Genomic DNA, 25,951 nt, shown 5'->3' with positions numbered 1-25,951 from the left:
CCCTACCTTCTCGTAAACGACGTCGCCCGGACGGTGACAAAAGCAACGCGGCACGGAGTGCGCCGCGCACAAGGAGCACAACGAATGACCCCTGCAGTCGCAACCGAGTCGTTGCATGCGTTTGCCCAGGCCGAGAAGGCCGGGCGCCCGGCTTTCAAGGTCAAGGATCTGTCGCAGGCCGACTTCGGCCGCAAGGAGATCCGTCTCGCCGAGCAGGAGATGCCCGGCCTGATGGCGATTCGCGAGGAGTTCGCCGCGAAGAAGCCGCTTGCCGGTGTGAAGATCATGGGCAGCCTGCACATGACCGTGCAGACCGCCGTCCTCATCGAGACGCTCGATGCCCTCGGCGCCGACGTGCGCTGGGTGTCCTGCAACATCTTCTCGACGCAGGATCACGCGGCTGCCGCGGTGGTCGTCGGTCGTCCGGAGACGGGCGGCACCGTGCAGAACCCGAAGGGCATCCCGGTGTTTGCGTGGAAGGGCGAGACGCTGGACGAGTACTGGTGGTGCACGAAGGAGTCCCTCGTGTGGCCGGACGGCAGCGGCCCCGAACAGATCGTCGACGACGGCGGCGATGCGACGCTGTTCGTGCACAAGGCGCTCGAGTACGGCACGGCCGACAAGGTCCCGGCCTTCGATGCCGAGAAGGAGCCGGAGGAGTGGGGCATCATCCTCCAGACGCTGCGTGACGAGCTCGGCAAGGCGTCGGCCCAGTGGCAGGCGATCGCGCGCGGCATCAAGGGCGTCAGCGAGGAGACGACCACGGGCGTTCACCGCCTGTACGAGATGATGGCCGCCGGCACGCTGCTGTTCCCGGCGATCAACGTCAACGACGCGGTCACCAAGAGCAAGTTCGACAACCTGTACGGCTGCCGCCACTCGCTGACCGACGGCATCATGCGCGCCAGCGACGTGATGCTCTCGGGCAAGGTCGCCGTGGTGTTCGGCTACGGTGACGTCGGCAAGGGCTGTGCGCAGTCGCTGCGTGGCCAGGGCGCGCGCGTCATCATCACCGAGATCGACCCCATCTGCGCGCTGCAGGCCGCGATGGAAGGCTATCAGGTGACGACGATCGGCGACGTGGTCGCGACCGCCGACATCTTCATCACCGCGACGGGCAACCGCAACATCATCACCGCCGAGCACATGGCGAGGATGAAGGACAAGGCCATCGTCGGTAACATCGGTCACTTCGACAACGAGATCGACATGGCCGGGCTGAAGAAGGTCGCGGGCATCGAGCGGATCAACATCAAGCCGCAGTACGACGAGTGGCGCTTCCCGGACGGCCACAGCGTGATGATCCTCGCCGAGGGGCGTCTGCTCAACCTCGGCTGCGCGACCGGTCACCCGAGCTTCGTGATGTCGGCCTCGTTCACCAACCAGGTGATGGCGCAACTCGAGCTGCACACCAACAACACGGCGTACGCCAAGAAGGTGTACGTGCTCCCCAAGCGCCTCGACGAGAAGGTCGCGCGCCTGCACCTCGAGAAGCTCGGGGTCAAGCTGACGGTGCTCGCCAAGGAGCAGGCCGACTACATCGGCGTGCCGGTCGATGGGCCGTACAAGGCGGACCACTACCGGTACTGAGCGACCTTCGACGAACGTCGAACGCTGAACGCTGAACGCTGAAGGGCCGGCCTGGAATCCTGGGCCGGCCCTTTGTCTTTTGCACCACACACGAGGGTTGACGAAGGCCGAAGGCCGACCGCCGAAGGCCGATTGTGAGCTCCTACTTCGGCCAGACGACGGCCTCGCCCATGCGCGTCGACACATACACCCGGCTGAACAGCGACGCCGGCAGCAAGCCGACTTCGGGCGACATCGACCAGGCCTCCGCGGGGAGCCGCACCATCGCGAGTGGCGGCAGATCGACATTCGCCATCCGCATGCCCACGTGAAGCTCGACGTCGACGTCACGGGCACCGAGGTGGGTTTCGAGCCGGCCCCGCGTGCGACCCACCGGCGGCACATCGCCGATGGCCTGCCGCGCCGCGTGCGCCTCCATCACCAGCACGTCCGCCCCCGTATCCAGCACCAGCCCGTATCGTCCGCGTCCGTCGTCCATCAGCAGCACCGGGCGGCCGGCGCTCGTCGTAATGGGCAGGTGTACCCCGGACGAGGGTGCCGCGAATCGTCCGATGGTCAGCCGCGCGTGCTCCGTGTCGATCAGGTAGTCGTATCGCGACAACACGTCCTGGCCCACGATCCCATCGGCGTCGGGCGCGCTTCGACGGACCAGCGTCATGTCGTGTACGGCGACGTCGAGCCCGTGTGTGACCGGCAGGCCGACGATGGCGAAGGCGCCGAGCCGTACCGTTGCGACGCGTGACGTGGCCTCGAGAGTCGTCATGTGACTCTCGCCCGACGCGTGGAGACCCAGCCGGCGGGCGAGCCCGGCGTGCAGCGTGGTGCCCGTGGCACCCGTGTCCAGGACGAACCATGCATCGTGCCCGGACGTCACACGGACACGCACGAGCGGTACGCCAGCGGCGGTGATGCGCAGCCGGCACTCGACGGTGCCGAGCATCGGTTGCGCGGGCAGGGGAACTGCGGGGGCGGTCAGGATCGTCAACAGCAGGAATGGCGTGACTAGCATGTGGGCTCCTCCGGTGGTTGCGAACACCCGGGAGGGACGACACGCTTTCGTGAGCGATCTGCGGAAATCATGAGGATCTGATGCCCGAGTCGACCTATCGCTTCGGTGATGTCGAAGTGGAGGTGGGAGGACGCGAACTGCGACGTGGCGGGGCGCGCGTCGCCCTGGAGCCGAAGGCGCTCGACGTGTTGCTCCTGCTGCTGGCCCAGCCAGGGCGGGTCGTGGAGAAGCGACGGCTGCTCGGCGAGGTCTGGTCGGACGTGCACGTGACCGACAGTTCGCTGGCGCGTGCCATCACGCAGGTGCGCCGTGCAATCGGCGACGACATCCGGACGCCTCGCTACATCGAGACGGTACCCACGCGGGGTTATCGCTTCATCGGGACACTGCAGCCGCCGCCGGCACGGGCGCCACTGGCTCCGGCGGACTCGCGTGCCATGGCATCGGCCAGGGAGGTCGCGAGCAGCCGCGGCAGGCCACGATGGTGGGTCACGCGGGCGGGTGCAGTCGTCGCCTTGATGCTGCTCGGGCTGGGTGGCATCCGCCTGGCCTGGCATGGCGCCCCCTCCCATGCGGCCTCGGCTGATCTCGGGGCCGTGCTCATGTCGGGCATCACCCATGACGCCATCCAGATCACGACGTCGCGTGGGCTGGATGCCGATCCGGCCCTGTCGCCCGACGGCACCGCGGTCGCGTATGCCTCGGATGCCTCGGGCGCGCTCGAGATCCACGTGCGTCCGCGCCTGGCCGGCACCACGGTACGCGCCGTGACCGAAAACGGGGGCGACAACGTCGATCCCGCCTGGTCACCCGATGGGCAGTGGCTCGCGTATCACTCGCGGCGTTTTGGCGGCGTCTGGCTGGTTCCCGCCTCCGGTGGTCCTTCGCGCCAACTGGTCTCCGACGGTGCTGCGCCGAGCTGGTCGCCCGACGGCCACGCGATCGTGTTCCAGACGGCGGGCGAAGTGGACATGCTCGGCGGCACGGGCGCGTCGCCGTCGACGCTGGCGGTCGTCGATGTGGCCACCGGCGTCGTCGAGCCGCTGACACGGGCGGGCGACGCACCGGGATCGCACGGCAGCCCGGTGTGGTTGCCTGGGCACGACACGGTGGTCTTCGCCGCCGCGCGCGTGCCGGCTGCGGACATCTGGCAGGCCAGGCGCGATGGGCGCCTGACGCGGCTGGGCCCGTGTCACGCGACATGCCGTCCCTTCGCGTTTCGTCACGGTGAGACGACATGGGTCGGCGCCCTCCGGCGCGGGTGGACGCAGGAACTCTGGCTCGCACCCGTGACCGCAGCGGGCGACGTCGACATGAGCCGGGCACGCATGACACCGCTGCCGCGCACGCTGGGCGTAACCGACGTCAGCGTGTCCCGCGACGGCTCACAACTGGCGTTCACGAATGCCGAGCGCACCAGCGAGGCGTGGTCAGTGGCGATGTTGCATGGCGATGGGGGGGCGGCCAGTCCGCCAGCAGTACTGCTTGGTGAGCGGCGGCCGCGTTACGGCGAGTTCGCCGTGTCGCCCGACGGCACCCGGCTTGCCTACACGACGTCACGTCTCGGCGACCGCCCCGCGCCGTGGCTGCACGATCTCGAGACAGGCACCTCGCATCAGCTCGGCACCGCCATGACCGGGTTCGTGAAGGGCTGGTCACCTGACGGCCGTGCCCTCGCGCTGCTCGGCGAGGACGGACCGCTCGCCCTGAAGCACGTCGACGTCCTGACCGGCCGCGCCGCGCCGCTGCTGCGCCTGGATCACTGGGCAGGTGCCGCCGATGTGCCGCGGCGTCTGTTCACGCTGCGGCTGTCGCCTGACTTCCGGCGCTACGTGTACACCTCCGACGAGCACGGACAGCTCGGTGTGTGGCTCGGCGAGGTCAGTGGCAATACGCCGGCAGTGCACCTCGCCAGCGACGTGATGTTCGGCGCCTGGTCGGCCGACGGCCGGCGGGTGGCCCTGCAGCACATCCGCGGCTGGCGGACGGGCGTCGGAGTCATTAGCGCAGGAGCACAGGACCTCAGGAGCACAGGAGCTCAGGAACGGGCGGTCGAGGGCGAGGTGCGGCCGTTGGTCACCGATGCCGATCACGCGTGGCCCAACGACTGGTCGCCGGACGGACGGCACATCGTCTACGCGGCACTGCGCCGGGGCCGGTGGGCGATCGAGACCGTCGACGTCGCCACGGGGCGGGTACGACGCCTGACCGCACCCGGTGCGCCGGGCGAATACGTCCGGTGGCCCGTGTGGTCCCCACGCGGCGATCGCATCGTGTACGAGCGCGGCTACTGGACCGGCAATGTATGGGTTGCGGCGTTGCCCGATACCTAGACAATTTCAGAAGTTCAGAATTTCAGAAGTTCACTGCCACCGCCAACCTTCGAAGCGTTGAGGGGTGGTGCAATTCTGCAATTCTGCAATTCTGAAATTTGCCGGGTGCCCCCTGCGATAGCATGGGCGCGCCCATGCTCCTCGCCATCGCCCTGACCGGCATCGTCGCGCTGGTCCTGCTGATCGCCGTCGCGCGGCTGACGCCCTTCCTGGCGTTCCTCATCGTCTGCATCGGGGTGGGGCTGGCTTCTGGACTCGGTCCGCTGCAGGTCTCGGCGGCCATCCAGAAGGGGCTCGGCGATACGCTCGGGTCGCTCCTGCTGGTCATCGGACTCGGCGCGATGCTCGGCAAGATCGTCGCGGAGAGCGGCGCGGCGCAGCGGATCGCCACCAGCCTCATGCGCATCAGCGGTCCGGCCCACGTCCAGTGGGCGCTGATGATTACGGGCTTCATCGTCGGTCTGCCGCTGTTCTACTCGGTCGGATTCGTGTTGGTGATCCCGCTGATCTTCAGCGTCGCCGCGCAGTACCGCGTGCCGCCCGTCTGGGTCGGACTGCCGATGCTGGCCGCCCTGTCGGTCACCCACGGCTATCTGCCGCCGCATCCCGCGCCGGCGGCGCTGGTCCAGCAGTTCCACGCCGACATGGGACGCACGCTCCTCTATGGCTTGCTGATCGCCGTGCCGGCCATCATCCTGGCAGGTCCCGTCTACACCCGGTTCATGCCCCGAATCGATCGGCCACCGCTGGCGACATTCGTTCCCGTCTTCCGTGACGAAGCGACGTTGCCGTCGCTGGCCGCGAGCCTGAGCGCGGCATTGCTGCCCGTGGTCATGCTCGCCGTGGGTTCGCTGTTGTCGCCACATGTCACCGGCGCCATCATGGTGCCGATCGTGCGCGCGCTGTCGGACGCGTCGCTCGCCATGCTGGTCGCCGTGCTCGTCGCGATCGGTGCACTCGGGCTGCGCAACGGTGCCCCGATCGGGATCGTCACCGGCTGGTGCGAGCGTGCCGTCGCCGACATCGCCCTGGTGCTGCTGGTGGTTGCCGGCGCTGGCGCGTTCAAGCAGGTCCTGACCGATGCAGGTGCGAGCACCGCCATCGCGTCAGCGCTCGGCAGCCTGCATGCGCCACCCCTCGTGCTCGCCTGGACGATGGCCGCGTTGGTGCGGGTGTGCGTCGGATCGGCCACGGTGGCTGGCCTCACGACAGCAGGATTCGTGGCGCCGCTCGTGACCAACGGGTCGGCCGATCCCAACCTCATGGTGCTGGCGATCGGCGCCGGCAGCCTGATGCTGTCGCACATCAACGACGGCGCGTTCTGGTTGTTCAAGGAGTATTTCAATCTGTCGGTTGCCGAGACCTTGCAGAGCTGGACCGCCATGGAGACGATCGTCTCGATCGTCGGCCTGGTCGGTGTGCTGTTGCTCGATGTCTGGATCTGATCGCGTGGTGACCGCCGGACAAGTCCGGCGGCTACGATTTGTCGTTGCCCGATTCCCGTTACCCGGTACCCAATTCCTGCCATGTCGACACCTGAAGAACGCTTCGCCGCCCTCGGCCTCGAACTCCCGCCCCCGCCCAAACCGATGGGTGTCTACAAGCCCGCGCTCGTGGAGGGCGTGTACCTGTACGTCTCGGGCCACGGCACGATGAAGCCGGACGGGTCGATGATCACCGGCAGGGTCGGGCAGGACCTCGACGCCGAGGCGGGCAAGATGGCGGCGCGGCAGGTCGGCCTCTCCATGATCGCGAGCATCAAGGCCACCGTTGGCTCGCTCGACCGCATCCATCGCGTCGTCAAGGTGCTGGGCATGGTGTGGGCGATACCCGAGTTCGACCGGCACCCGTTCGTGATCAATGGCTGCAGCGAGTTGTTCGCGGCCATCTGGGGCGAGGAACGCGGCGTCGGCGTCCGCAGCGCCGTCGGGATGGGGTCGCTGCCGGGGAACATCCCGGTCGAGATCGAGGCCTTGTTCCGCCTCGAGGACGCGTGATGTTCCTGGTCGACGCGCACCTCGACCTGGCCATGAACGCGCTCGAGTGGAATCGCGACCTGCGCCAGCCGATCGCGTCCATTCGTACGCGCGAGTCGGCGCTCACCGACAAGCCGGACCGCGGACGCGGTACGGTGTCCTTGCCCGAGTTGCGCCGCGCCGGTTTCGGCCTCGTGGTCGCGACCCAGATCGCCCGGTACGTCGCCCCGGACAACCCGTTGCCTGGATGGCATTCGGCCGAGCAGGCGTGGGCGCAGACGCAAGGACAACTGGCGTGGTATCGCGAGATGGAGAAGGCCGGAGAGATGGCGGCCATCGCCGATCTCGCCTCTCTCGACGCGCATCTCGCGTTGTGGCAGGTGCCGCCTGACAACGCGCCAATCGGCTACGTGCGCAGCCTCGAAGGTGCCGACTCGCTCGTGTCGGTCGACTACCTCGAACGTGCCGTTCGCGATGGACTGCGTGCCGTGGGGCCTGCGCACTACGGTCCCGGCCGCTACGCTCCGGGCACGCACACCACGGGTCCGCTCGAGGCCAACGGGCCGGCGCTCCTGGCAGCCATGGAACGCCTCGGCGTCATCCTCGACGTCACGCACCTGAGCGACGACAGCCTGTGGCAGGCGCTCGACCTGTTCGGCGGCGCGGTGTGGGCCAGCCATCACAACGCGCGCATGCTCGTGCCCGACCAGCGGCAACTGCCAGACGATCAGATCAAGGCCGTCATCGCGCGCGGCGCCGTCATCGGTGCGTCGTGCGACGCATGGATGATCGTGCCCGGGTGGGTCCGCGGCTCGTCCACGCCGCAGTCCACGGGCTGCACGTTCGAGCGGCTCGCCGATCACGTCGTGCACATCTGCTCGCTGGCCGGGTCGACGCGGCACGTCTGCATCGGGTCGGATCTCGACGGCGCTTTTGGCACCGAGCAGACACCGCAGGAGATTGATACCATCGCCGACCTCCATCGCCTCTGCGACGTCCTCGGGAGCCGCGGCTTCACCGACGGCGATCTCGAGGGCTTCAGGTGGCGCAACGTCGTCGGGTTTCTTCGCGCCCACTGGGCGAACCGGACATGGATCGCATGAGTCACACCGTTTCACCGCAGTCACTCCACGAAGGGCCGAGCCGGCGCACGGTGGTGCTCGGCGCGCTGGCGGCGGCCGCGGCCGCCGCGGCGCCGCTGCGCGCGCAATCGGCCGCGCCTCCGCCTGCCGGGACGCTGAAGGTCATGACCTTCAACATTCGCTACGGCACCGCCAGCGACGGTGAGAACCACTGGGACAAGCGCAAGGACTTCCTGGTCGACGTCATCCGCGCCGAGGCGCCGCAGGTTCTCGGCGTGCAGGAGGCTCTGTACGGGCAACTGGCGTACATCCTCGAGGCGCTGCCGGACTACTCGATGGTGGGCGTCGGCCGCGACGATGGGATCAGGAAGGGGGAGTACTCGGCCATCCTGTACCGGAGGGGGAGTCTCTCGTTGAGCCGGAGCGACACGTTCTGGTTCTCGGAGACGCCAGAGCGCGTGGCCTCCACGTCGTGGGGCAACACCATCACGCGCATCTGCACGTGGGCGCAGTTCACGGCGCCCGACGGGCGGCCGTTGTATGTCTACAACCTGCACCTCGATCACCAGTCGCAACCGTCACGAGAGAAGTCGGTCGCGCTGCTCCGCAAGCGAGTCGAGGCCCGCGACCCGAAGGCACCAGTCATCGTCACCGGTGACTTCAACGCCGGCGAGAAGAATCCGGCCGTCATGGCGATGCTCGACGGCAGCGTCCTGCGCGACACGTTCAGGGTCGCGCACCCGGACGCCTCGCCAGCGGGGACCTTCACCGGCTTCAAGTTCGGTCAGGTGCAGGGCGAGAAGATCGACTACATCTTCGTCACGCCGGAGTGGGACGTGGTCGACGCGGCGATCGTCCGCGCGGCGCGCGGCGACCGCTATCCGTCGGATCATTTCCCGGTGACCGCGACGCTGCGATCGAAGGGGATGTAGCCGTCGGACTTTGTCCGACGGTCGCGACGCCCGTCGACCTGAAGGTCGACGGCTACAAACGGTAGGTAGCGGCCCGCTGTCCCAGCGGGCCGGCCCGCGACCGCTACGATCCGACGCCGCCGGAACGCCGGGCTGGGACAGCCTGGCGCTACCTTCCAATGCCTACCGCCGCCGCAAGCGGCCCGTCAGCGTCAGCGTGTCAGCGCCGCGCTTGACCGTCGCCTTGACGGCATCGCCCCATTGCTTGCGATCGAGCAGCGCGCGCACTTCGACGTCCTTGTGGATCGGCTGATCGTCGATGGTCATCAGCATGTCGCCCGGCTTGAGCCCCATCGTCTCGGCCGCCGACCCGGGCGACACCATCAGCACCGTGTTCGGCTGATCGCCGTTGCTGCGGAACGAGACGCCGAGCGTCGGGAACAGCGGGTACGTCTCGGCCGGCACGCCCCAGACGATGTCGGCCACGGACGCGCGAATCTGCTCCGGCTTGCCAGGCGTGCTGGCGATCGGCAGCACCGTCGCGACCCGCTTGTCGGTATACGCCTTCGCTTGCCGTGCGATGCCAAGCCCGTACGCGACGTGTCCGCTGCCCACGAGCACGACGACCACCGCCTTCGGGTCCGGGTTGTCCTTGATCAACTCGGCGGCGTGCAAGGCCATGGTCGCGTCCCACGTGCACTGCGCATCGACCATGCGCTGCAGCGTCTCGGCTGGCATGCCGGCGCCGTGCCCTGGCGCGCCGGAGCTTGTGGCGGAGGCGGGCGTGTCGCTGGTGCCACCGACGTACGCGAGGAACACCTGCTTGTGCTCCTCGTTGGTCGTGTCGATGGTGGGAGCGATCTGGCCGCGCTCCATGCCGCCGATGCCGGCAAGTCCGCGCCGGCCGACCATGGCGACGACCGCGCGTGGCGCGTTCACGCCGCGGATCGGCAACCGGTACTGTTTCGCGATCAGGAACACGTCGCGGTAGTACCCCCACGGATAGCCCCAGTAGTCGTACCAGCCCGACTCGCGCAACAGTGCGGCCTCGTCGATGCCGCCGCGCAGCCACCGATCGAACGGCGCCGTGGGCGCCTCGGCCGGAAACATCTCGAGGCCGATCGTCACCTTGCGTCCGGCGCGTTGGAGGGCTGCGATTACCGCGATCTGCACGCGGTGGGACTCGATCGAGGTGTGCGCCTCGCCGACCAGCACGATCGACGCGTCGGAGAGCGCCGCGGCCACTTCGTCGGGCGACACGTCGACGCCCTTGTTGGTGTCGTGGATCTGATCGACGACCAGCGCGATGCTCTTCGTCTTGCGCGCCGGGTCGCCCACCTCCAGGTTGAACGGCTCGCGGCCCTGGCCGCGGGAAAGGCCGGTCAGCACGAGCGTGCCCGTCAGCGTGAGCAAGAGCAGTCGTGTGGCGCGGCTCACCGGTCCCCCAGCTGGTTCACCGCGTCGAGCACTTCGGCGGCATGGTCCTCCACCTTCACGGCATCCCAGCGGCGCACCACCGCGCCGGTGGCGTCGATCAGGTAGGTCACGCGGGCGATGCCCATGTACTTGCGGCCGTACATGCTCTTCTCCTGCCACACGCCATAGGCGTCGCACACGGCGTGGTCCTCGTCGGCGAGCAGCGGGAAGGTCAGGCCGTACTTGGCGGCGAACTTCGCCTTGCTCGCCGTGTCGAGGATGCTGACGCCGAAAACCGCCGCCTGCACCTTCGAGAAATCCGGGAGGGCATCCCGGAAGCCGCAGGCTTCCTTCGTACACCCCGAGGTGTCGTCCTTCGGGTAGAAGAACAACACCACGGGACGCCCCCGGTACGCCGAAAGGGTGTGGATCGTGCCGTGCTGGTCGGGCAGCGAAAACGCCGGGGCCGTGGTGCCGGGTTCGATGAGTGCCATCTGGTATTGCGTCCTTTGCCTGGTTCGCCCGCCCAATCGTCCGGGCGCTTGTCGCCATGCCGGCGTGCGTCGCCGGCCGGCTGGTAACATACAGGCTACCTGAAGCGCACGTTCCTGGGCGCGCGCGGTTTACACTTGGTGGCGATGATCCACCGGCTCGCATCGTCTCGGTGGCACGCGTAGCCGTGTCCCCGGGCCCCTCCCAGTGTGTCCAGGCGCCACGCGATGGCCGCAGCCTCACCGGCGACATCCGCTTGCTCGAGGCCTTCCAGTCCGACGCGCTCGGCAACAGCCGCGACGTCCTCGTCTACCTCCCGCCCGGGTACGAGGACGACCGGCATCGCCGGTTTCCCGTCCTGTACCTGCACGACGGCCAGAACGTGTTCGACACGAGCACGTCGTTTGCGGGCACCGAGTGGGGCGTCGACGAAACGGCTGAACGGCTCGTGCAGGAGGGGCGCGTCGCCCCACTGATCATCGTCGCAATCAACCACGCCGGCTCGCAGCGGGCCGATGAATTCGCGCCGACCCGCGACACGCATCGCGATGCCGGCGGGCAGGCCAACGCCTACACGCGATTCGTGGTCGAGGAGTTGAAACCGTACGTCGATTGCACGTTCCGGACCCATCCCGCGGCGGCGCAGACGGCGCTCGGGGGGTCGTCGCTCGGCGGCCTGGTCACGCTCCACATCGGGCTCGAGCATCCTGACGTCTTCGGTGTGCTGGCGGTGTTGTCGCCGTCGCTCTGGTGGGATCGCCGGGCCCTGCTGACACGCGTCGAGGCGCTGCCAGGCCGGTTGCCCTGGCGCATCTGGCTCGACGTCGGTACCGCTGAAGGCCGCGACACGCTGCGCAACACGCGGGCGCTGAAGGGGATCCTGCAGGCGAAGGGATGGCAGCGTGGATCGGACCTGCATTACCTCGAGGCCCCGGAAGCGCCGCACGCGGAGTCCGCGTGGGCCGAACGCGTGGCTCCGATGCTGGAGTTCCTCTTTCCGGTGAGATGAAATGTCAAATCCGGAATTTCAAGTTACTGGTCCTTCTTGATCGCTGCCACCTCGGCCTCGACCTGTTTCTTGGCTTCACGTTCCTTCCGCTTGCGGAACGCGTCCTTGATCGCACCGACGGCGCTGCCGATCACGCTCGTCGGCACCCCGACGGGATAGAGCTGCGCCCGGTGCTCAATCGGGATCACCATCGACAGCATCTCGTAGTGGTAGGAGGGGTACCAGGGTCGTACGTACCCCGGCGTCGCAGTCGTCTGGTCGTACAGCCAGCCGAAGTGATAGTCGAGATCGTCCGGGGAATCCTCGACCCGCACGGTGTAGTCGGCGCGCACGGGTCCCCTGAAGATGGACTCGGTGGGCTCGACGGCGAGCTGCCGCCGGATGCGATCCAGGTCGACCGTCGCACGCGCCGCCGGCTGCTGGGCCCATGCGGGGGAGGAGCCGAGCACGCAGCCCAGCAGCAGGACCGTGGCGATGTACGGTCGTGTCGGCGGCATACAGATAGGACGCTCCGTCGAGAACCGCGGCCGATGAAATTTGAAGTGTGAAACTTCAAATTTCAGGATTCGAGCAACAGATGCCCCGGATCCTCGATGTACTCCTTGACCTTGACCAGGAACTGCACGGCTTCGAGCCCGTCCACGATCCGGTGATCGTAGGAGAGCGCGAGGTACATCATCGGTCGCACGACGACCTGGCCCTTGATCGCCACCGGTCGGTCCTCGATCTTGTGCAGGCCGAGGATGCCCACCTGCGGCGGGTTCAGGATCGGCGTGCTGAGCAGCGACCCGAACACGCCGCCGTTGGTGATCGTGAACGAGCCGCCCTTGAGGTCTTCGAGGGTGAGCGTGTTGCTCTTGGCCCGTGCCGCGAAATCGCGGATCGCGAGCTCGATACCGGCAAACGACAACTGCTCTGCGGACCTGATCACCGGCACGACGAGACCCTGCTCCGCACCGACGGCGATGCCGACGTCGTAGTAGTGCTTGAGCACCATCTCCTCGCCCTGGATCTCGGCGTTGAGGCGCGGGAAGGCTTTCAGGGCGGCGACGGCCGCCTTGACGAAAAAGGACGCGATACCGATGCCGACGCCGTGCCGCTTGGCGAACTGCTCCTTGCGGCGCTCGCGCAGGCCCATCAGCTCGGTCATGTCCACCTCGTTGAAGGTGGTGAGCATCGCCGCGGTCCGCTGCGCCTCGACGAGATTGCGCGCGATCGTCAGGCGGCGCTTGGACATCCGCACGCGTTCCTCGGTGCGGCTGCCTGGCGCGATGGCGGGGCGCGGCGGGGCCACCGGGGCCGGTGCCGACCTGGCCGCCGCCGGTGCTGGCGCTGCCGGCGAAGCGGGAGCGGCCTGCGTGGCGGCCGCCTCGACGTCGCGCCGCATCACGCGCCCGGCATTGCCGCTGCCCTGGACCTGGGCCATGTCGACCTGATGCATTTCGGCGGCCTTTCGGGCGGCCGGCGTACTGCGCGGGCCATCGGCCGCGCCGGCAGGGGCCGCGGCCACGGCGGGTGTGATCGCCTCGGGCGGCGCTGGCGTCGCGTGTGCTGGCGCATCCGACTGGGCAGACGCGGGCGCAGCAGCGGCACCGGTACCGGCCTCGATCAGCGCGAGCTGCTCGCCGACCTTCACGTCCTCGCCTTCCTGCCGCAGGATCTTCGCCAGCACGCCGGCCTGATCGGCATTCACTTCCAGGTCGATCTTCTCGGTCTCGAGCTCGACGAGCGGGTCGCCGACGGCAATCGCCTCGCCCTCCTTCTTGAGCCAGCGCGCGACGCGCGCCTCGACTACCGATTCACCGAGCTGGGGGACCACCACCTGTGCGGCCATGTGTGCTCTCTATGCCTTTGCCTTGACCCGGCTGCGCGTGCCGCGAGACGCGGGAGCGGTGGGGGCGTATGCCTCGGCCACCAGCATCTTCTGGTTGATCATGTGCCAGCCGAGCGACCCCTCTGACGGGCTGGCGCTGCGCGGCCGACCGACGTAGCGCACCGGCAGCCGCCCGTCGAGCAGTTCCTCGAAGCACGGGCGGAAGAAATCCCAGGCACCCATGTTGAATGGCTCTTCCTGCAGCCACACGACGTCCTCGACGTTCGGGTAGCCATCGAGCACCGTATCCACCGCGTCGCTCGGGAACGGATACAGCTGTTCGATCCGGCAGATCGCCGTCTGCCGGTCGGCCTGGCGTTGCTCGGCGGACACGAGATCGACGTAGACCTTGCCGCTGCAGAACACGACGCGGCGTATCTCGCGCGCTCGCGCCTTCGCCTCGTCGTCGTCGAGTACCGGTCGCCACGCGCCCTCCTCGAGCTCGCGCGGCGTGGAGGCCACGAGAGGATGGCGCAGCAGGCTCTTCGGCGTCAGGACGATCAGCGGCAGCGGATCGGTGGTGAGCAGCAGCGCCTGCCGGCGTAGCAAGTGGAAGTACTGCGCCGCCGTGGTGCAGTTGGCCATCCGCAGGTTGATGTCCGCGCCGGCGGCGAGGAACCGTTCCGGACGCGCGCTCGAGTGCTCCGGCCCCTGGCCTTCGTAGCCGTGCGGCAACAGCAGCACCAGCGACGGCGTCTGCCCCCACTTGGCCCGCGCCGAGGTGACGAACTGATCGAGCATCACCTGCGCGCCGTTGATGAAGTCGCCGTACTGGCCCTCCCAGATGACCATCCGGTCCGGGGCCTGTACGTTGTAGCCGTACTCGAACCCGATCGTGGCGTTCTCGCTGAGCGGGCTGTTGTGGATCTCGATGCTCGCCCGCGCCTGCGGCAGGCGTTGCAGCGGGATGTCGATGGCGCCGGTCTCGACGTCGCGGAACGCCGCGTGGCGATGGCTGAAGGTGCCACGCTGCACGTCCTCTCCGGTCAGGCGGATCGGAATGCCGTCGGCCAGGATGCTGGCGTACGCCAGTTCCTCGGCGGTAGCCCAGTCGATGGTGCGCTCGTCGCGATCCTCGAAGATGGCCTTGCGGCGCTCGCGGCCGCGATCCAGCTTGCGGTGACCGACGAAGCCTTCCGGCCGCGTCAACAACGCCTCGTTGATCGCCTGCAACTGTGCGATCGGCACCGCGGTCCGGACATGACGCGCGGCGCCCGCCGGCGGCGGCTCGGGGATCGGATTGACGATCGCTTCCTCGGGCTTGAGCTGCTCGTACACCTGCTCGAGGGCTTTCATTCGACGCTCGACCATCGCCTGGGCGATGCCGGTGCGGCCGGTGGTCTGCTCGACGTGAGCCGCCCATTGCTCGCGCACCGTCGGGTGGTTGGCGATCTTCTGGTACATCAACGGCTGCGTGAAGGCCGGCTCGTCGCCTTCGTTGTGGCCGTAGCGGCGGTACCCGACGAGGTCGATCAGGAAATCGCGCTGGAAGCGCGCCCGATACGCCCACGCCATGCGCGCTGCCTCGATGCACGCCACGGGATCGTCAGCGTTGACGTGCACGATCGGGATCTTGAAGCCGCGCGCCAGGCCACTCGCATACGAGGTCGAGTAGGACTCGGCCGGGACCGCGGTGAACCCGAGCTGGTTGTTGGCGATGATGTGGATCGTGCCGCCGGTCGTGTAGCCGTCCAGGCGTCCCAGGTTCAGCGTCTCCGCGACGATCCCCTGTCCGGGGAAGGCCGCGTCCCCGTGGATGAGGACGGGCAGCGTGAGGGTCGCGTCGAACACCGGCTTGCCCGGCTTGCCGGCGTCGGTGCCCGCCGCACGGGCCATGCCCTCGATGACCGGATTGACGAACTCGAGATGGCTGGGGTTGGGCGCCATCGACGCCTGCGTGTCGTCGTCCACCTGGCGCAGCGCGCCGGCGTGGTACTTCACGTCGCCGGTCCAGCCGAGGTCGATGCGATAGCCGGTGCGGGCCAGCACCGGGTCCTTGAATTCGGCAAGGATCTGCGCGTACGGCTTGCCGAGCACGTGCGCCAGCACGTTGAGCCGGCCGCGATGCGCCATCCCGATCAGCACGTGCCTCAGCCCGCCGTCGTTGCCGCCGTCGATGACGGTGTCGAGGATCGGCACCAGCATGTCGAGGCCTTCGACCGAGAAGCGCGTCTTGCCGGGGAACGTGCGGTGCAGGAAACGCTCGAAAGTCTCGACCTCGGTGATGCGATCGAGCAGCGCCTCCTCGTCGATGGGCGCCATGGGCGGACGGAAGCGCCCCGTCTCGACGGCGATTCGCAGCCACTCGCGCTCTTCAGGGACGAAGACCTGCGCGAAGTCGTAGCCGGTACGCGAACAGTAGGCCCTCCGCAGGGCGGCGATGGCCGCGGCCGCGTCGGGCTGGCCCTCGGCAAGCGGTCCGCTGACGACGCTGGCCGGGAGCTGCCGGAGCTGTTCCTCGGTGATCCCATGGCCTTCGGGGGCAAGCATCGGGTCACCGGTCGGCCGCGACCCCAGCGGGTCGATCTGGGCGCCGAGGTGCCCGTACCGGCGAATCCACTCGGCCAGCGTGGCGACGCCCACGACGGCCCGGAGGTCGACCGTGGCGGTCCCTGCGGGGGCGGCCACCGGGGACTGATCCGGGGGCGTCCACTGCTCGAAGTAGGCGCGCGTCTGCGCGTCGACCGCGGTGGGATCCTGCCGGTACCGGTCGTACAACTCGAGGACGTACCCGGCATTCAGCCCTTGAAACTCGTTCCATCCACCCATACGGAATCCAGATTCTATCGCACCCGCCACTGGTCCTTCGGCACGGACAGGAGCAGGTAGCGCAGTCGCAGCGCGCGAACGGCATCGGCATAGGACGCCTTGGGGATGTCGCCGGCGAGCAGGCGCCCGCGCAGCTGGCGTATCTCGTAGCGGTAGAGGTCGCTGACCTGTGCGCGCAATACGTCGACGCCGGTCCCGGTATGCGGCCGCAAGCCGTGACCGGCGAGGGCCTCGAGCACGACGGCGGCGAAGGGCGGGAGGGATGCCTGCGACATCAGGAATGGCTACAGGCTACAGGCTACAGGCCACGCGTGTGGTCCGGCAGGCCGCGAGACGACCGGCCGCTCAGGTAGCCGGCAGCCTGCAGCCCCCAAGCCTAGAACGCGAAGTAGATGAAGTCGAGCGAGGTCCGGCTGCGCAGCACCAGGATCGTGGCGAACATGATGCCGATTGCCAGCGCCTGCCACGCGACCGTGGTCGCCGGGACTTCGATCTCACGAACCGCCGGCCGATCCGAGTACGACCGTCCGTGCCACACGGTCCACAGGCTGTGGGCCCACAACGGCAGCGAGAGCGTGAACGAGATCAGGAACAGGTACAGCCCCGCCTGCCGCTCGGCGAGCGGCGCGGTGCCGGGCACCAGCATCACGTCGCGCCACAGCCTGGCGGCGTCGCCCTCGCGGAACATCAACCAGCCGATGTGCACCAGCACGAACATTGCCGCCCACTGCGGCAGGGCGCGCCACAGCGGCAGGCGATGCCGGCCGTGGCGACTGACCCCGCGCAGCGCCCGCCATGTCCGCTCCCCGACCAGCAGCAGCCCATGGAACGTGCCCCAGAGCACGAAGTTCCAGGCGGCGCCATGCCAGAGGCCGGAGATCACGAACGTGATCATCACGTTCAGCAACGTGCGCGGCAGTCCATGACGGGAACCCCCGAGCGGGATATAGAGGTAATCGCGAAACCAGGATGACAGCGAGATGTGCCAGCGGCGCCAGAAGTCCGACGGCGACACCGCGACGTAGGGGTGATCGAAGTTCTTCATCAGGTCGAACCCCAGCCATCGTGCGGTGCCGCGCGCGATGTCGGTGTACGCCGAGAAATCCGCGTAGATCTGGACCCCGAACGCAAAGACGCCTGCCCACAGCATCTCGAATCCCGGATCCTTCATCGAGAAGACCCGGTTGGCGATGACGCCGACGTTGTCGGCGATGACGAGCTTCTTGAAGAAGCCCCAGGCCATCAGTACCAGGGCGTCGCGCGCCACCACCAGGTTGAACACGCGCGATGACAGCACGCGTGGCACCAGCGCCTCGGCGCGTTCGATCGGGCCGGCCACGAGCTGCGGGAAGAAGGCCACGAACAGCGCGAAGTCGAGCAGCGATCGACAGGCGCGCAACCGCCCGCGGTACACGTCGATGGTGTAGGACAGGCTCTGGAACGTGTAGAAGGAGATCCCGACCGGCAGGACCACCTGGAGCACCGGCAGGGATGTGTTCAGGCCCAGCGCCGCAAGTCCGGCCTGGGCACTGTCGACGAAGAAGTTGAAGTACTTGAAGAACCCCAGCACCGACAGGTTCGAGATCAGGCTGAGCACCAGCCACCATCTCCGTCGCGCGCGCACCTGTGCGTCCGGGCGTGCGTACGTCGCGTCGTCGACGGCGGGATCGGGGTCCATCTTCAGGCCCGCGAACCAGTCCACCAGCGTGGTGCCCGCGAGCAGCAGGCAGAACCATGGCTCGAACCATCCGTAGAACAGGTAGCTGGCGCCGAGCAGGAAGCGGTTCTGCCAGTGGTGTGACAGCCGCCAGTAGACGGCGGACACGACCAGGAAGAAGACGACGTAGTCCAGGCTGTGGAACGTCATCGGAGCAGCTGGTTGAGGTTGGCGCGGAACTGGCGCGTGTAGCGTTGCCGATGCGCACGCGCGATGTGATCGCCGTCCTCGTACATGGCGAGGGTCTGCATCGGATCGCCCGTGTCGTCGTGGAAGTACATGCCCTGCTGCTCGACGTAGGCGCGGAACTCGCGCACGTACGCCTGCATCCGCGGCGACTGCTCCGGTGCCTTGTTGCCGACGGGACGCCGCTGCACGCGCACGAAGCACACCTTCATGTCGTGCTGCTTCGCGAGATCGATGATCAACGGCAGGACCGATCGCGGCACGAAGCGATCGAAGTCGGCCTCGGCGTCCTCGGCCGCCTGCAGGTCGGCGGCCGCCATGGGCCGCAAGCGGTCCAGGCCCATGATCTCGAAGTTCATCTTGTCCAGCCAGGCGCGCCGCGACGGCTCGTCACGTGTCCACAGGCGGGTGGGCCAGTCATATAGCTGCCGCTCGACCCACGCGTTGGCGCGATCGATCCCGTAAACCGTATTGACCGTGTTGTGGACGCGGAACCACGGCCCTCGCACGCGTGCCGCGATGACGTCGTTCAGCGCCGGCTCCTCGGGACCGGCCACCTCGTCGAGCGACCAGCGAAACGGCCCCGTGAGGCGGAACAGCGGATCGGTCATGTTCAGGTCACGGAAGAAGAAGAACGTGACGCGGGGCCGTTCGCCACTGGCGATCAGGTAGTTCTTGAAGCTCAGGTACCAGTAGGCGGGTCCGGTTCCGGCGCGTGCCAGCATCGCGACGTCCTTGCCCAGCAGGCCCGCGAGGTAACCCGCATCGATGCGGGTCCCGAGCATCGAGTCACCGATGAAGACGTAGGACGGCTTGAGCCGGTGCAGGTCCTCGATCGGGCCCGGTCGGAACGCGATGCGCTCCCGCGCCGCCTCGAGCGCTGGCAGGTAGCTCGGTTGCACTGCGCGCGTCGAGAGTCGCGCCATCACCGGATGCCACAGCAACGGCAACGTCGCCCCGACGACCAGCAGCGCCAGCAGGCGCACCCATCCCCGGCGGGACCACTCGGCCGGCGGCGTTCGGGGTAACTCGTGGGGATGAGGTGAAGGGAGGGGCGATGCGGACACGTACGACCGGCCATTATAGAACGCCTGACGCCTGACGCTTAACGACAACGCCAGACGTCGAACGCTGGAGGAATTGGGTTGTTGAAGGCCTAGGGCGGGTCTGGCAGGCGGGTCGCCAGCGTCACTCCACCGGCGGCGAAGTGCCCGCGATATATTGCCTTTTCGACGACAAGCGGCGTGCGGTACAGCGGCACGGTCGGCGACAACGTGATGCGGGTGGGCAGCGACTCCACGGTGGCCGCGCAGCGGCTGCCGACGATCTCCGGGAATTCGTAACGCATCCACAGGGTCGTGCGATTGACCGACAGGCTCTTGTCGCGAGTCACAGTCGTGCCGTCAACACACGCAACCCGGATCCGGACGTGCGACAGATACTGCTCGGTCGTGGCGACAAGGACGAACGTGTCCCAGCCGCCGTCGTCGGCATCGGCCTGCACGTCGGTGACGGCCCACAGTTGGCCGCTCTCGGGCGAGCCGGACTCGGCGTCATTCTCGCGCCAGGTGGCGGAGGTCGGCCCGGGCCACCACATGGTGCGTTCCGCGACGATGGGCAGGTCCGACGCCATTCGGGCACCCACCTGCGTGTCTCGCAGGCCCTCATCTTCCTGTACGACCCAGATGGTGCGACGACTGTGGGGCGCCAGAACATAGGCCTTCTGGATGGGCCAGGCCGTGTTGATGTCCCCGAAGTCATGAGAACGGACGAACTCCACGTTCACGGTGGCCGGTGTGTCGTTGGGGTTGGACAGGAGCAAATAGGTGTCGAAGAAGGCCCCCGTCGCGCCTTCGGCGAAGAACCACGCCGTCGCCGGCATCGTGACCCCGGCGGCAGCCGAGCCCGCCGCGAACGTCTCGCCCGGTGCATCGCGGTACATGGCACGCTCGGCCACCAACGGCCGATCGGAAACGACTGTCGTCGAGAACTCCGCGGCGTCGAGGGGCGAGCCCTCCTGGTTGGCCCAGACGGTGAGGCGCGAGCCCGCGGGGACCGTGTGCGTGCGCTCCTGTACATTGCCGGTCGCCAGCAGGAAGCGCAGGGTCGCCGTCGCAGCAACATCACCAGGGTTCTGCAGCAGGAAGAAGGTCTGCAGCCCCGCGATGGTGGCGCCTTCGGCGAAATGCCACGTCGTCGAGGGGGCCGCCACGCCCGTGCCGCTGTGACTGCCATACTGCCCGGTGCGGTCCCATGTCATGCGGCGTTCGGCGACGAGTCGCACGACGCTCTCGACGATGATCGAGAACTCGGTGAAGGGCAGGTTGGCCTGATCGGCATCGAGATACGCGGGTCGACCCGCCGGCACGACAACGGGCATCGAGGCCGCAGCCCCATCCGGGCCGAGAAAGCGTACGTTGGCCGTCACGTCCTGGTTCGATGGATTGAACAGCGACAGCGACGTCGCGAAGAACGTGCCGTTGGCACCTTCGGCGAAGTAGCGGACGGGTACTCCGTTCGGATGGGTGCCGTCGACGTTCTCTTGTGCGTTGGTACGGCCGTCGTGGTCCGGATCGAGTGCGGCATCGGCGGGATCGGCAGGATTGGTACCGAACACAGTTTCCCAACCGTCGTGCAGTCCGTCGCCGTCGCTGTCGAGACGAGCGATGAACGTGCGCCGATGGGGTGCATCGGTGGAGGTTCGGCGCACCAACGTGCCGACAACGGTTCGCCCGTCACCGCTGAGGTGCGCGGATTCGAGGCGGTAGTCGGCCTGGTGCGCAACAGACTGGTAGATCACCTCCGTCAGCACGCCGCTGGTTCGGTCGACCACGCGGAGGCGCTCCCCGCCGGACACGCTCGCAGGCGATGCGACGAGCACGAAGCGGCCGCTGTCACTGATACCCATGAAGGACGTGTCACCGAGGGACGGAGCGACGAGCATCGTCGGTCCGCCGGCTCGGACCAACAGCGCCGCCCGTGGATGGCGACCGACGCGCGTCTGGGCCGTGACACCGATCCAATTGCCATCGCCGCTGAGGTCGAATTCGCCCGAGACCGACCCATCGAGATCCGGGTGCTGCACAGGTACCGCTTGCGTGAGCCCAGTGGTGAGGTCGGCAGTCGTCACGGTAGTGCGACTTGCGCCGCCGTCGCCATACGTATAGTACGCGCCGTACACGACGTGGCGCCCGTCGGCACTGATGCCGAGGGGGCCACCCAGACAGGTGCCGCTGATCCCTGGGGGCGGACACAATCGCGTGTCGATCGTCGTCATCGCCTGGCCGGCTGCTCCCGCGATTACCGCCGAAGACCGAAGGAGTGTCAAGGCGAAGGAGCCGAGGGTCGCCGCCCTGGTGCCTTCGTCGGAGAGCACGATTGCGTAGGTTCCCAGGCCGCTGCGGAAGGCCGGGCGTTCCTCCCCGCTCGCCAGGTTTCGAAGGTAGATGTCACCAAAGAACCCGCCGTCGAACCAGGCGACGTAGGAGCCTTCCGGGGAGAGGGTGTACCTCCGAACCGGGTCTGCAAATACGGTGGTGCCGGTGTGCGTATCGAGCACGACCCGGTTGTCGTCACCCGGCGCCAAGGTCGCGACCAGGCGTGCGCCATCTCGCGTGACCTGGGTGATGTGCGCCTCGGGGGCATCGACCAGCCCCGCGACCGGTTCGGCGACGACAGCGGTCTGCGCCCGCAGCAAGGCGGGACTGGCGGTGAGCGCGCTGGTGAGGACGAAGCCGTAGGCGAGCACGCGGCGATAAGAGTTCAGGACGCGAGCCATCTTGTTCTCCACTCGTTCGGCTGCCATTGCCCGCAGCGCGCCAGGCCCGTCCCCAGGGCTCAGGGTTGGCCGCCACGGCGATAACGGCGTGATCGATGGTGCCTGCGCCGCCGCAAGGCCCAGGGCCCACACGAAGCCGCGGCGCACCATCCTGCAGCCGACAGTGAGACGCACAGCGTCTTCCGGGTGAGCGGATCGAGGTCGGGAGGCTCGGGCGGACTTATACCACGGCTACGGCGGCGGGTCCGGCAGGCGCGTCGCCAGCGGCGGTGGTGTAGACCTGCGACGCGAGAGCGCGCTCGCCGTTCGTAGGAGGACGCCGCTTTGCGGGGCTCGGCGCCCTTCACGGCGGATCCGGCAAGCGCGAGGCTAGCGAAGCCGCGCCAGCCGCAAAATGCCCGCGGTAGGTGACCTTCTCGACGACGATCGGGATCCGGCCTCGAGGGAGGCTGGGAGACGCACCCAGCAGCACGTCCAACGATTCGATGGTCGCGGCAAAGCGCCGGCCCACTGACTCGGGGAAGTCGTGCCGTGGCCACAGCGTGAACCGATCAGCGACGCCGATATCCCGTGTGGACGATGTTCCATCCTCGTAACGCAGCGTGATGCGCAGGCCCGCGCCCAGAAGCGATCGACTGCTCACAGAGATGAAGGTGTCGACCTCGGGAGTCGAGCCGACCTCGACGTCGGCGACCGCCCACGACATGCTGGACCGAGCCCCCGTCTCGACATGTGTCCCGTGCCAGGTCGCTGCCGTCGGACCGGGCCACCACATCGCGCGCTCAGCGACGATTGGCACATCGGAGTTCACCAGGCTGGACACGGCTGCATCGGTCAGTCGTGCGTCCTCGTGATCGACCCAGATGGTGCGCCGCGACCGCGGCGCGATGACGTACGTCCGCTGGAGGTCAGCGTCTTGGGAAGAATGTACGCCGGCGCGCCGGAACTGCACCTGCGCGGTCGCCGGGACGTCGCCTGGATTGGCCAGGAGCAGGAACATGTCGAAATAGGGGCCGGTCGCACCTTCGGCGAAGTTCCACGCGGTGTCGGGAACCGCGACGCCGCTGGCCACAGACCCGGCGCTGAACAGCTCGCCGGGCGCGTTGCGATACACCGCGCGTTCGGCCACGACCGGCAGATCGGTTTCGATCGTCGTCGCAAACTCCGCGGCGTCGAGCGGATGCCCCTCCTGGTTGGGCCACACGGTCAGACGGGACGCAGGAGGCACGACGTGCGTCCGGGCCACCGTCGTGCCATCGGCGAGCCAGTAACGCATCGTCACATGGGCAGGGGCGTCACCGGGATTCTGCAAGAGGAAGAACGTCTGGATGTCCCCTATCGTGGCGCCCTCGGCGAAGTGCCACGTCGGAGCTGGTGCATCAACGCCCGCGCTGCTGTGGCTGCCATAGACGCGCGTGCGATCCCAGGTCATGCGGCGCTCGACGGTAAGAGGCACACCGAGGTCGGACGCAGCCCATGACCTGTCGGGCAAGCGCGTGGCGAGTGCTGCACTCGCGGCAGCGAAGCGCCCGCGACACATCGCCGTCGGCGCCAGGAGCGCGCTGCGATGGTTGCGCGCTCATCGAGGTGAGGGCATATCACCTGCGGCACGATTGGTCGGCGTGTGCCTACGGCTTCGTGCCGACGCGCATGCGCAGTTCCAGTACCACCTGGCGACGCATGACGTCACCGAAGATGTGTTGTTGAATCTCCTGGTCGAACAGGTTGATCACCTTCAGCGATGTGGTGAACGAGTCGTTCCAGCGGTAACCGAGCGTACCGTTGACCAGCGTGTATGCCTCGGTGGTTCCCTGGTAACTGGAGACGTCCTGCCAGTAGGCCTCGCCGACGTAATTCATCGCGAGATTGCCGATCACGCGACCGCCGGTGTAGTTGGCGCCGAGATTCACTCGATGGCGGGGCGGCAGGTTCAGCTCGGAGATGTCGAAGCCGGTCGGCTCCGGCGTCGGCTGGAACGAGTAGTTGGCAAAGGCGGTGAGTCCCTTCGAGACATCGGTGTCGACGCCGAGTTCGAACCCCTTCTGCCGCACCTTGCCGAAGTTCAGGTAGGTGTACGACGCGGGCAATCCGTTGCCCGGCCCGAACCGGCCCGACAGGTAGATCAGCTCGAGCGCGGCCGGCGGCAGCGGCCAGCCCGGTGGCGGATTGGCGGCGCGGTACGAGCCGTCCTGCGTGAAGAAAATCGAGTTCTTGCTGTCGTTGACGTAGAAGGCGGCGCTTACCGTTGCGCGGTTGGCGATCACCCCCGAGTAACCGATCTCGTAGGCGTCGAGTGACTCCTCGGTCAGGTTCTGGTTGCCGACGGCAGCGACGGGGAAGACGTACGTGCGTCCCGCGAGGGCCGGGTTGAGCGCGCCGAGATCGAGCTGGCTGAGGATCGTCGTGTCGAGGAAGTTGTTGACCAGCGACGGCGCACGGTAGGCGCGGTTGTACGACACACGGACCGTGTGCGCCGGGTCCGGCTTGAAGAGCAGCGTGGTGCGCGGCGAGAACACCGGGCCGTCGAGCACGGAGAACGCGTCCACCCGGCCGCCGATCAGCCACCGCCACATCGGCGACAGGAAGATCTCGTCCTGCCCGTACGCGCCACCCTCCGTGCGCGAGTCCCCGAGCGGTGCCAGCGAGAGGTCGAAGCCGTTGTAGCGGAAATTGCCGCCCAGGCTGAATACGTGGCGGTTGCGCCATGTGGCCACGTGCCCGGCCTCGACGTCGAACGTGGTGGTCTTGAAAACGAACGGAATCGGCAGGCCATCGAGGCCGACCGCGAGCAGGTTGGTGGCGCTGCCGTCGAGGCGATTGACGAACGTGTTCAGCCGCGTCGCGCCGTGCGTGTAGTTGACCTTGCCGTAGGCGAGGTACGTCCCGCGGTCGATGTCGAAGGGGCCGATACCCGAGTGGATCATCCCCTCGGTGCCGGCGAAGCCGCCCTGCATGACGACCTTCCGCCGGCCATCGGGATGGTCGTAGTCGAGGCGCGCGTCGAACTTGGGCTGTCGCGTGCCGCTGTTGGGGAAGTCTGGATACATCTGGCCGGCCCCGTCCGGAATCGGCCCGGACGGGCGCGCCATCGCGTCCTGCTGGTAGTACCCGGTCGCGACCTTGTACGCCCAACGGTCGTTCACGGCGGCGGCGTGGCTGGCAGACACGGAGAACAGGGCGCCGCTCCCTTTTTCCACGTCCATGGCGTCGCGGCCGAACAGGCCGCCGCCCAGAATGAATGTCGAGCCCGGCGATTCGCGCGGGGTCTTGGTGATGATGTTGACCACGCCGGTCAGCGCGTTGGCGCCCCACACCGCCGAGGCCGGGCCGCGAATGACCTCGATCTGCTTGATCTCCTGCGGGTCGATCGGCAGGAAGTCCCACGCCACGAAGCCGAAGAAGTCCAGGTAGATGCTGCGGCCGTCGACCAGCGCAAGCTGCGACGTGGCGAGCGTGCCGGTCGCGGAGCGGGAGGTGATGTTGATGTCGCGGGCCGAGGTCTGCGTGACGTTCAGGCCGGGGACGGCTCGCAGCAGGTCGGCGTAATTGGTGGCCGGCGAGTTCTCGATCGTGCGACTGTCGATCAGCGTGACCGTGGCCGGCGCGTTCACGAGCATCTGCTCGGTCCGCGAGGCGGTGATCACGATCGATTCCTCGTATTTCTGCTTCTCGTCCGCCTCAGCCTCCGCGGGTGGCTGAGGCGCCGGTTGTGGCGCCTGCGGCGTCGGCGTCGGCGCAGGTGTCTGGACAGCAGACGCGGACCCACTCCACGCGAGGAGGAGTCCAAGCAGAAGGCCGGACCGAGGGCGG

The 25,951-nt window shown here is 67.8% G+C and carries 19 protein-coding genes; 7 read left to right on the top strand and 12 right to left on the bottom strand.

All coding sequences use genetic code 11. The features are described 5' to 3' along the window. Positions 1-84 precede the first annotated feature (84 nt). The gene (ahcY, locus tag LuPra_RS17885) at positions 85-1,590 is read left to right on the top strand and encodes an adenosylhomocysteinase (RefSeq protein ID WP_110172004.1); all 1,506 of its coding nucleotides are present in this window, start codon (positions 85-87) and stop codon (positions 1,588-1,590) included. Between the two features lie 142 nt (positions 1,591-1,732). Here ahcY and LuPra_RS17880 read toward each other — a convergent pair whose 3' ends face one another. After that, positions 1,733-2,599 (bottom strand): aspartyl protease family protein, encoded by an 867-nt coding sequence (locus LuPra_RS17880; protein WP_110172003.1) that lies wholly within the window; start codon positions 2,597-2,599, stop codon positions 1,733-1,735. 80 nt (positions 2,600-2,679) lie between these two features. On the opposite strand from LuPra_RS17880, the gene LuPra_RS17875 reads away from it, so the two are divergent. From LuPra_RS17875 to LuPra_RS17855, 5 genes are all read left to right on the top strand, one after another. Further along, entirely contained in the window at positions 2,680-4,932 is a 2,253-nt protein-coding gene (locus tag LuPra_RS17875) for a winged helix-turn-helix domain-containing protein (protein WP_110172002.1), read from the top strand. A 134-nt stretch (positions 4,933-5,066) separates the two neighbouring features. Next, positions 5,067-6,377 carry a gluconate:H+ symporter gene (locus LuPra_RS17870; protein ID WP_110174755.1) on the top strand — a complete coding sequence of 437 codons (1,311 nt, stop codon included), beginning with the start codon at positions 5,067-5,069 and terminating at the stop codon, positions 6,375-6,377. 81 nt (positions 6,378-6,458) lie between these two features. After that, positions 6,459-6,929, top strand: coding sequence for a RidA family protein (locus tag LuPra_RS17865; protein ID WP_110172001.1), 471 nt, complete (start codon positions 6,459-6,461; stop codon positions 6,927-6,929). Continuing rightward, positions 6,929-8,011 carry a dipeptidase gene (locus tag LuPra_RS17860; RefSeq protein ID WP_110172000.1) on the top strand — a complete coding sequence of 361 codons (1,083 nt, stop codon included), beginning with the start codon at positions 6,929-6,931 and terminating at the stop codon, positions 8,009-8,011. Before LuPra_RS17865 ends, LuPra_RS17860 begins: the two co-directional genes overlap by 1 nt. Next, positions 8,008-8,922, top strand: a complete 915-nt coding sequence (locus LuPra_RS17855) for an endonuclease/exonuclease/phosphatase family protein (RefSeq protein ID WP_157899346.1) — start codon at positions 8,008-8,010, stop codon at positions 8,920-8,922. Before LuPra_RS17860 ends, LuPra_RS17855 begins: the two co-directional genes overlap by 4 nt. 162 nt (positions 8,923-9,084) lie before the next feature. Here the strand turns inward: LuPra_RS17855 and LuPra_RS17850 are convergent, their stop codons facing one another. Together LuPra_RS17850 and bcp are read right to left on the bottom strand one after the other, a co-directional pair. After that, positions 9,085-10,338 carry a ChaN family lipoprotein gene (locus LuPra_RS17850; protein ID WP_162271437.1) on the bottom strand — a complete coding sequence of 418 codons (1,254 nt, stop codon included), beginning with the start codon at positions 10,336-10,338 and terminating at the stop codon, positions 9,085-9,087. Beyond that, complete coding sequence (gene bcp / locus LuPra_RS17845; RefSeq protein WP_110171997.1) at positions 10,335-10,811, bottom strand: thioredoxin-dependent thiol peroxidase; 477 nt, start codon at positions 10,809-10,811, stop codon at positions 10,335-10,337. Before bcp ends, LuPra_RS17850 begins: the two co-directional genes overlap by 4 nt. A gap of 185 nt (positions 10,812-10,996) precedes the next feature. Between bcp and LuPra_RS17840 the strand changes: the two genes are divergently transcribed. Next, the gene (locus tag LuPra_RS17840) at positions 10,997-11,818 is read left to right on the top strand and encodes an alpha/beta hydrolase (protein WP_157899345.1); all 822 of its coding nucleotides are present in this window, start codon (positions 10,997-10,999) and stop codon (positions 11,816-11,818) included. A gap of 23 nt (positions 11,819-11,841) precedes the next feature. On the opposite strand, the gene LuPra_RS17835 is transcribed toward LuPra_RS17840, so the two are convergent. The 9 genes from LuPra_RS17835 to LuPra_RS17795 form a co-directional block, all read right to left on the bottom strand. Next, complete coding sequence (locus LuPra_RS17835) at positions 11,842-12,315, bottom strand: hypothetical protein (protein WP_110171995.1); 474 nt, start codon at positions 12,313-12,315, stop codon at positions 11,842-11,844. Between the two features lie 62 nt (positions 12,316-12,377). Next, positions 12,378-13,652, bottom strand: a complete 1,275-nt coding sequence (odhB, locus tag LuPra_RS17830) for a 2-oxoglutarate dehydrogenase complex dihydrolipoyllysine-residue succinyltransferase (protein ID WP_110171994.1) — start codon at positions 13,650-13,652, stop codon at positions 12,378-12,380. Between the two features lie 9 nt (positions 13,653-13,661). Beyond that, entirely contained in the window at positions 13,662-16,460 is a 2,799-nt protein-coding gene (locus tag LuPra_RS17825) for a 2-oxoglutarate dehydrogenase E1 component (protein WP_110171993.1), read from the bottom strand. Positions 16,461-16,474: 14 nt separating this feature from the next. After that, positions 16,475-16,735 carry a hypothetical protein gene (locus LuPra_RS17820; protein ID WP_110171992.1) on the bottom strand — a complete coding sequence of 87 codons (261 nt, stop codon included), beginning with the start codon at positions 16,733-16,735 and terminating at the stop codon, positions 16,475-16,477. A gap of 101 nt (positions 16,736-16,836) precedes the next feature. Then, complete coding sequence (locus tag LuPra_RS17815) at positions 16,837-18,327, bottom strand: MBOAT family O-acyltransferase (RefSeq protein ID WP_110171991.1); 1,491 nt, start codon at positions 18,325-18,327, stop codon at positions 16,837-16,839. Further along, the gene (locus LuPra_RS17810) at positions 18,324-19,430 is read right to left on the bottom strand and encodes a hypothetical protein (protein ID WP_157899344.1); all 1,107 of its coding nucleotides are present in this window, start codon (positions 19,428-19,430) and stop codon (positions 18,324-18,326) included. Before LuPra_RS17810 ends, LuPra_RS17815 begins: the two co-directional genes overlap by 4 nt. Before the next feature lie 89 nt (positions 19,431-19,519). Further along, entirely contained in the window at positions 19,520-22,315 is a 2,796-nt protein-coding gene (locus tag LuPra_RS17805; protein ID WP_234800449.1) for a thrombospondin type 3 repeat-containing protein, read from the bottom strand. A 169-nt stretch (positions 22,316-22,484) separates the two neighbouring features. Next, the gene (locus tag LuPra_RS17800; RefSeq protein WP_110171988.1) at positions 22,485-23,573 is read right to left on the bottom strand and encodes a hypothetical protein; all 1,089 of its coding nucleotides are present in this window, start codon (positions 23,571-23,573) and stop codon (positions 22,485-22,487) included. 196 nt (positions 23,574-23,769) lie between these two features. Then, the gene (locus tag LuPra_RS17795; protein ID WP_162271436.1) at positions 23,770-25,785 is read right to left on the bottom strand and encodes a TonB-dependent receptor plug domain-containing protein; all 2,016 of its coding nucleotides are present in this window, start codon (positions 25,783-25,785) and stop codon (positions 23,770-23,772) included. Positions 25,786-25,951: the final 166 nt, after the last annotated feature.

The organism is Luteitalea pratensis (assembly GCF_001618865.1).
GTDB lineage: Bacteria > Acidobacteriota > Vicinamibacteria > Vicinamibacterales > Vicinamibacteraceae > Luteitalea > Luteitalea pratensis.
This window is presented reverse-complemented; position numbering and strand designations above follow the sequence as displayed.

Bases quoted from the DNA above. Each gene is read 5' to 3' on its own strand.
- LuPra_RS17825 (WP_110171993.1), bottom strand. From the start codon at position 16,460: ATGGGTGGATGGAACGAGTTTCAAGGGCTGAATGCCGGGTACGTCCTC.
- LuPra_RS17815 (WP_110171991.1), bottom strand. From the start codon at position 18,327: ATGACGTTCCACAGCCTGGACTACGTCGTCTTCTTCCTGGTCGTGTCC.
- LuPra_RS17820 (WP_110171992.1), bottom strand. From the start codon at position 16,735: ATGTCGCAGGCATCCCTCCCGCCCTTCGCCGCCGTCGTGCTCGAGGCC.
- ahcY (WP_110172004.1), top strand. From the start codon at position 85: ATGACCCCTGCAGTCGCAACCGAGTCGTTGCATGCGTTTGCCCAGGCC.
- LuPra_RS17875 (WP_110172002.1), top strand. From the start codon at position 2,680: ATGCCCGAGTCGACCTATCGCTTCGGTGATGTCGAAGTGGAGGTGGGA.
- odhB (WP_110171994.1), bottom strand. From the start codon at position 13,652: ATGGCCGCACAGGTGGTGGTCCCCCAGCTCGGTGAATCGGTAGTCGAG.
- LuPra_RS17860 (WP_110172000.1), top strand. From the start codon at position 6,929: ATGTTCCTGGTCGACGCGCACCTCGACCTGGCCATGAACGCGCTCGAG.
- LuPra_RS17855 (WP_157899346.1), top strand. From the start codon at position 8,008: ATGAGTCACACCGTTTCACCGCAGTCACTCCACGAAGGGCCGAGCCGG.
- LuPra_RS17865 (WP_110172001.1), top strand. From the start codon at position 6,459: ATGTCGACACCTGAAGAACGCTTCGCCGCCCTCGGCCTCGAACTCCCG.
- LuPra_RS17800 (WP_110171988.1), bottom strand. From the start codon at position 23,573: ATGACCTGGGATCGCACGCGCGTCTATGGCAGCCACAGCAGCGCGGGC.
- LuPra_RS17835 (WP_110171995.1), bottom strand. From the start codon at position 12,315: ATGCCGCCGACACGACCGTACATCGCCACGGTCCTGCTGCTGGGCTGC.
- bcp (WP_110171997.1), bottom strand. From the start codon at position 10,811: ATGGCACTCATCGAACCCGGCACCACGGCCCCGGCGTTTTCGCTGCCC.
- LuPra_RS17870 (WP_110174755.1), top strand. From the start codon at position 5,067: ATGCTCCTCGCCATCGCCCTGACCGGCATCGTCGCGCTGGTCCTGCTG.
- LuPra_RS17880 (WP_110172003.1), bottom strand. From the start codon at position 2,599: ATGCTAGTCACGCCATTCCTGCTGTTGACGATCCTGACCGCCCCCGCA.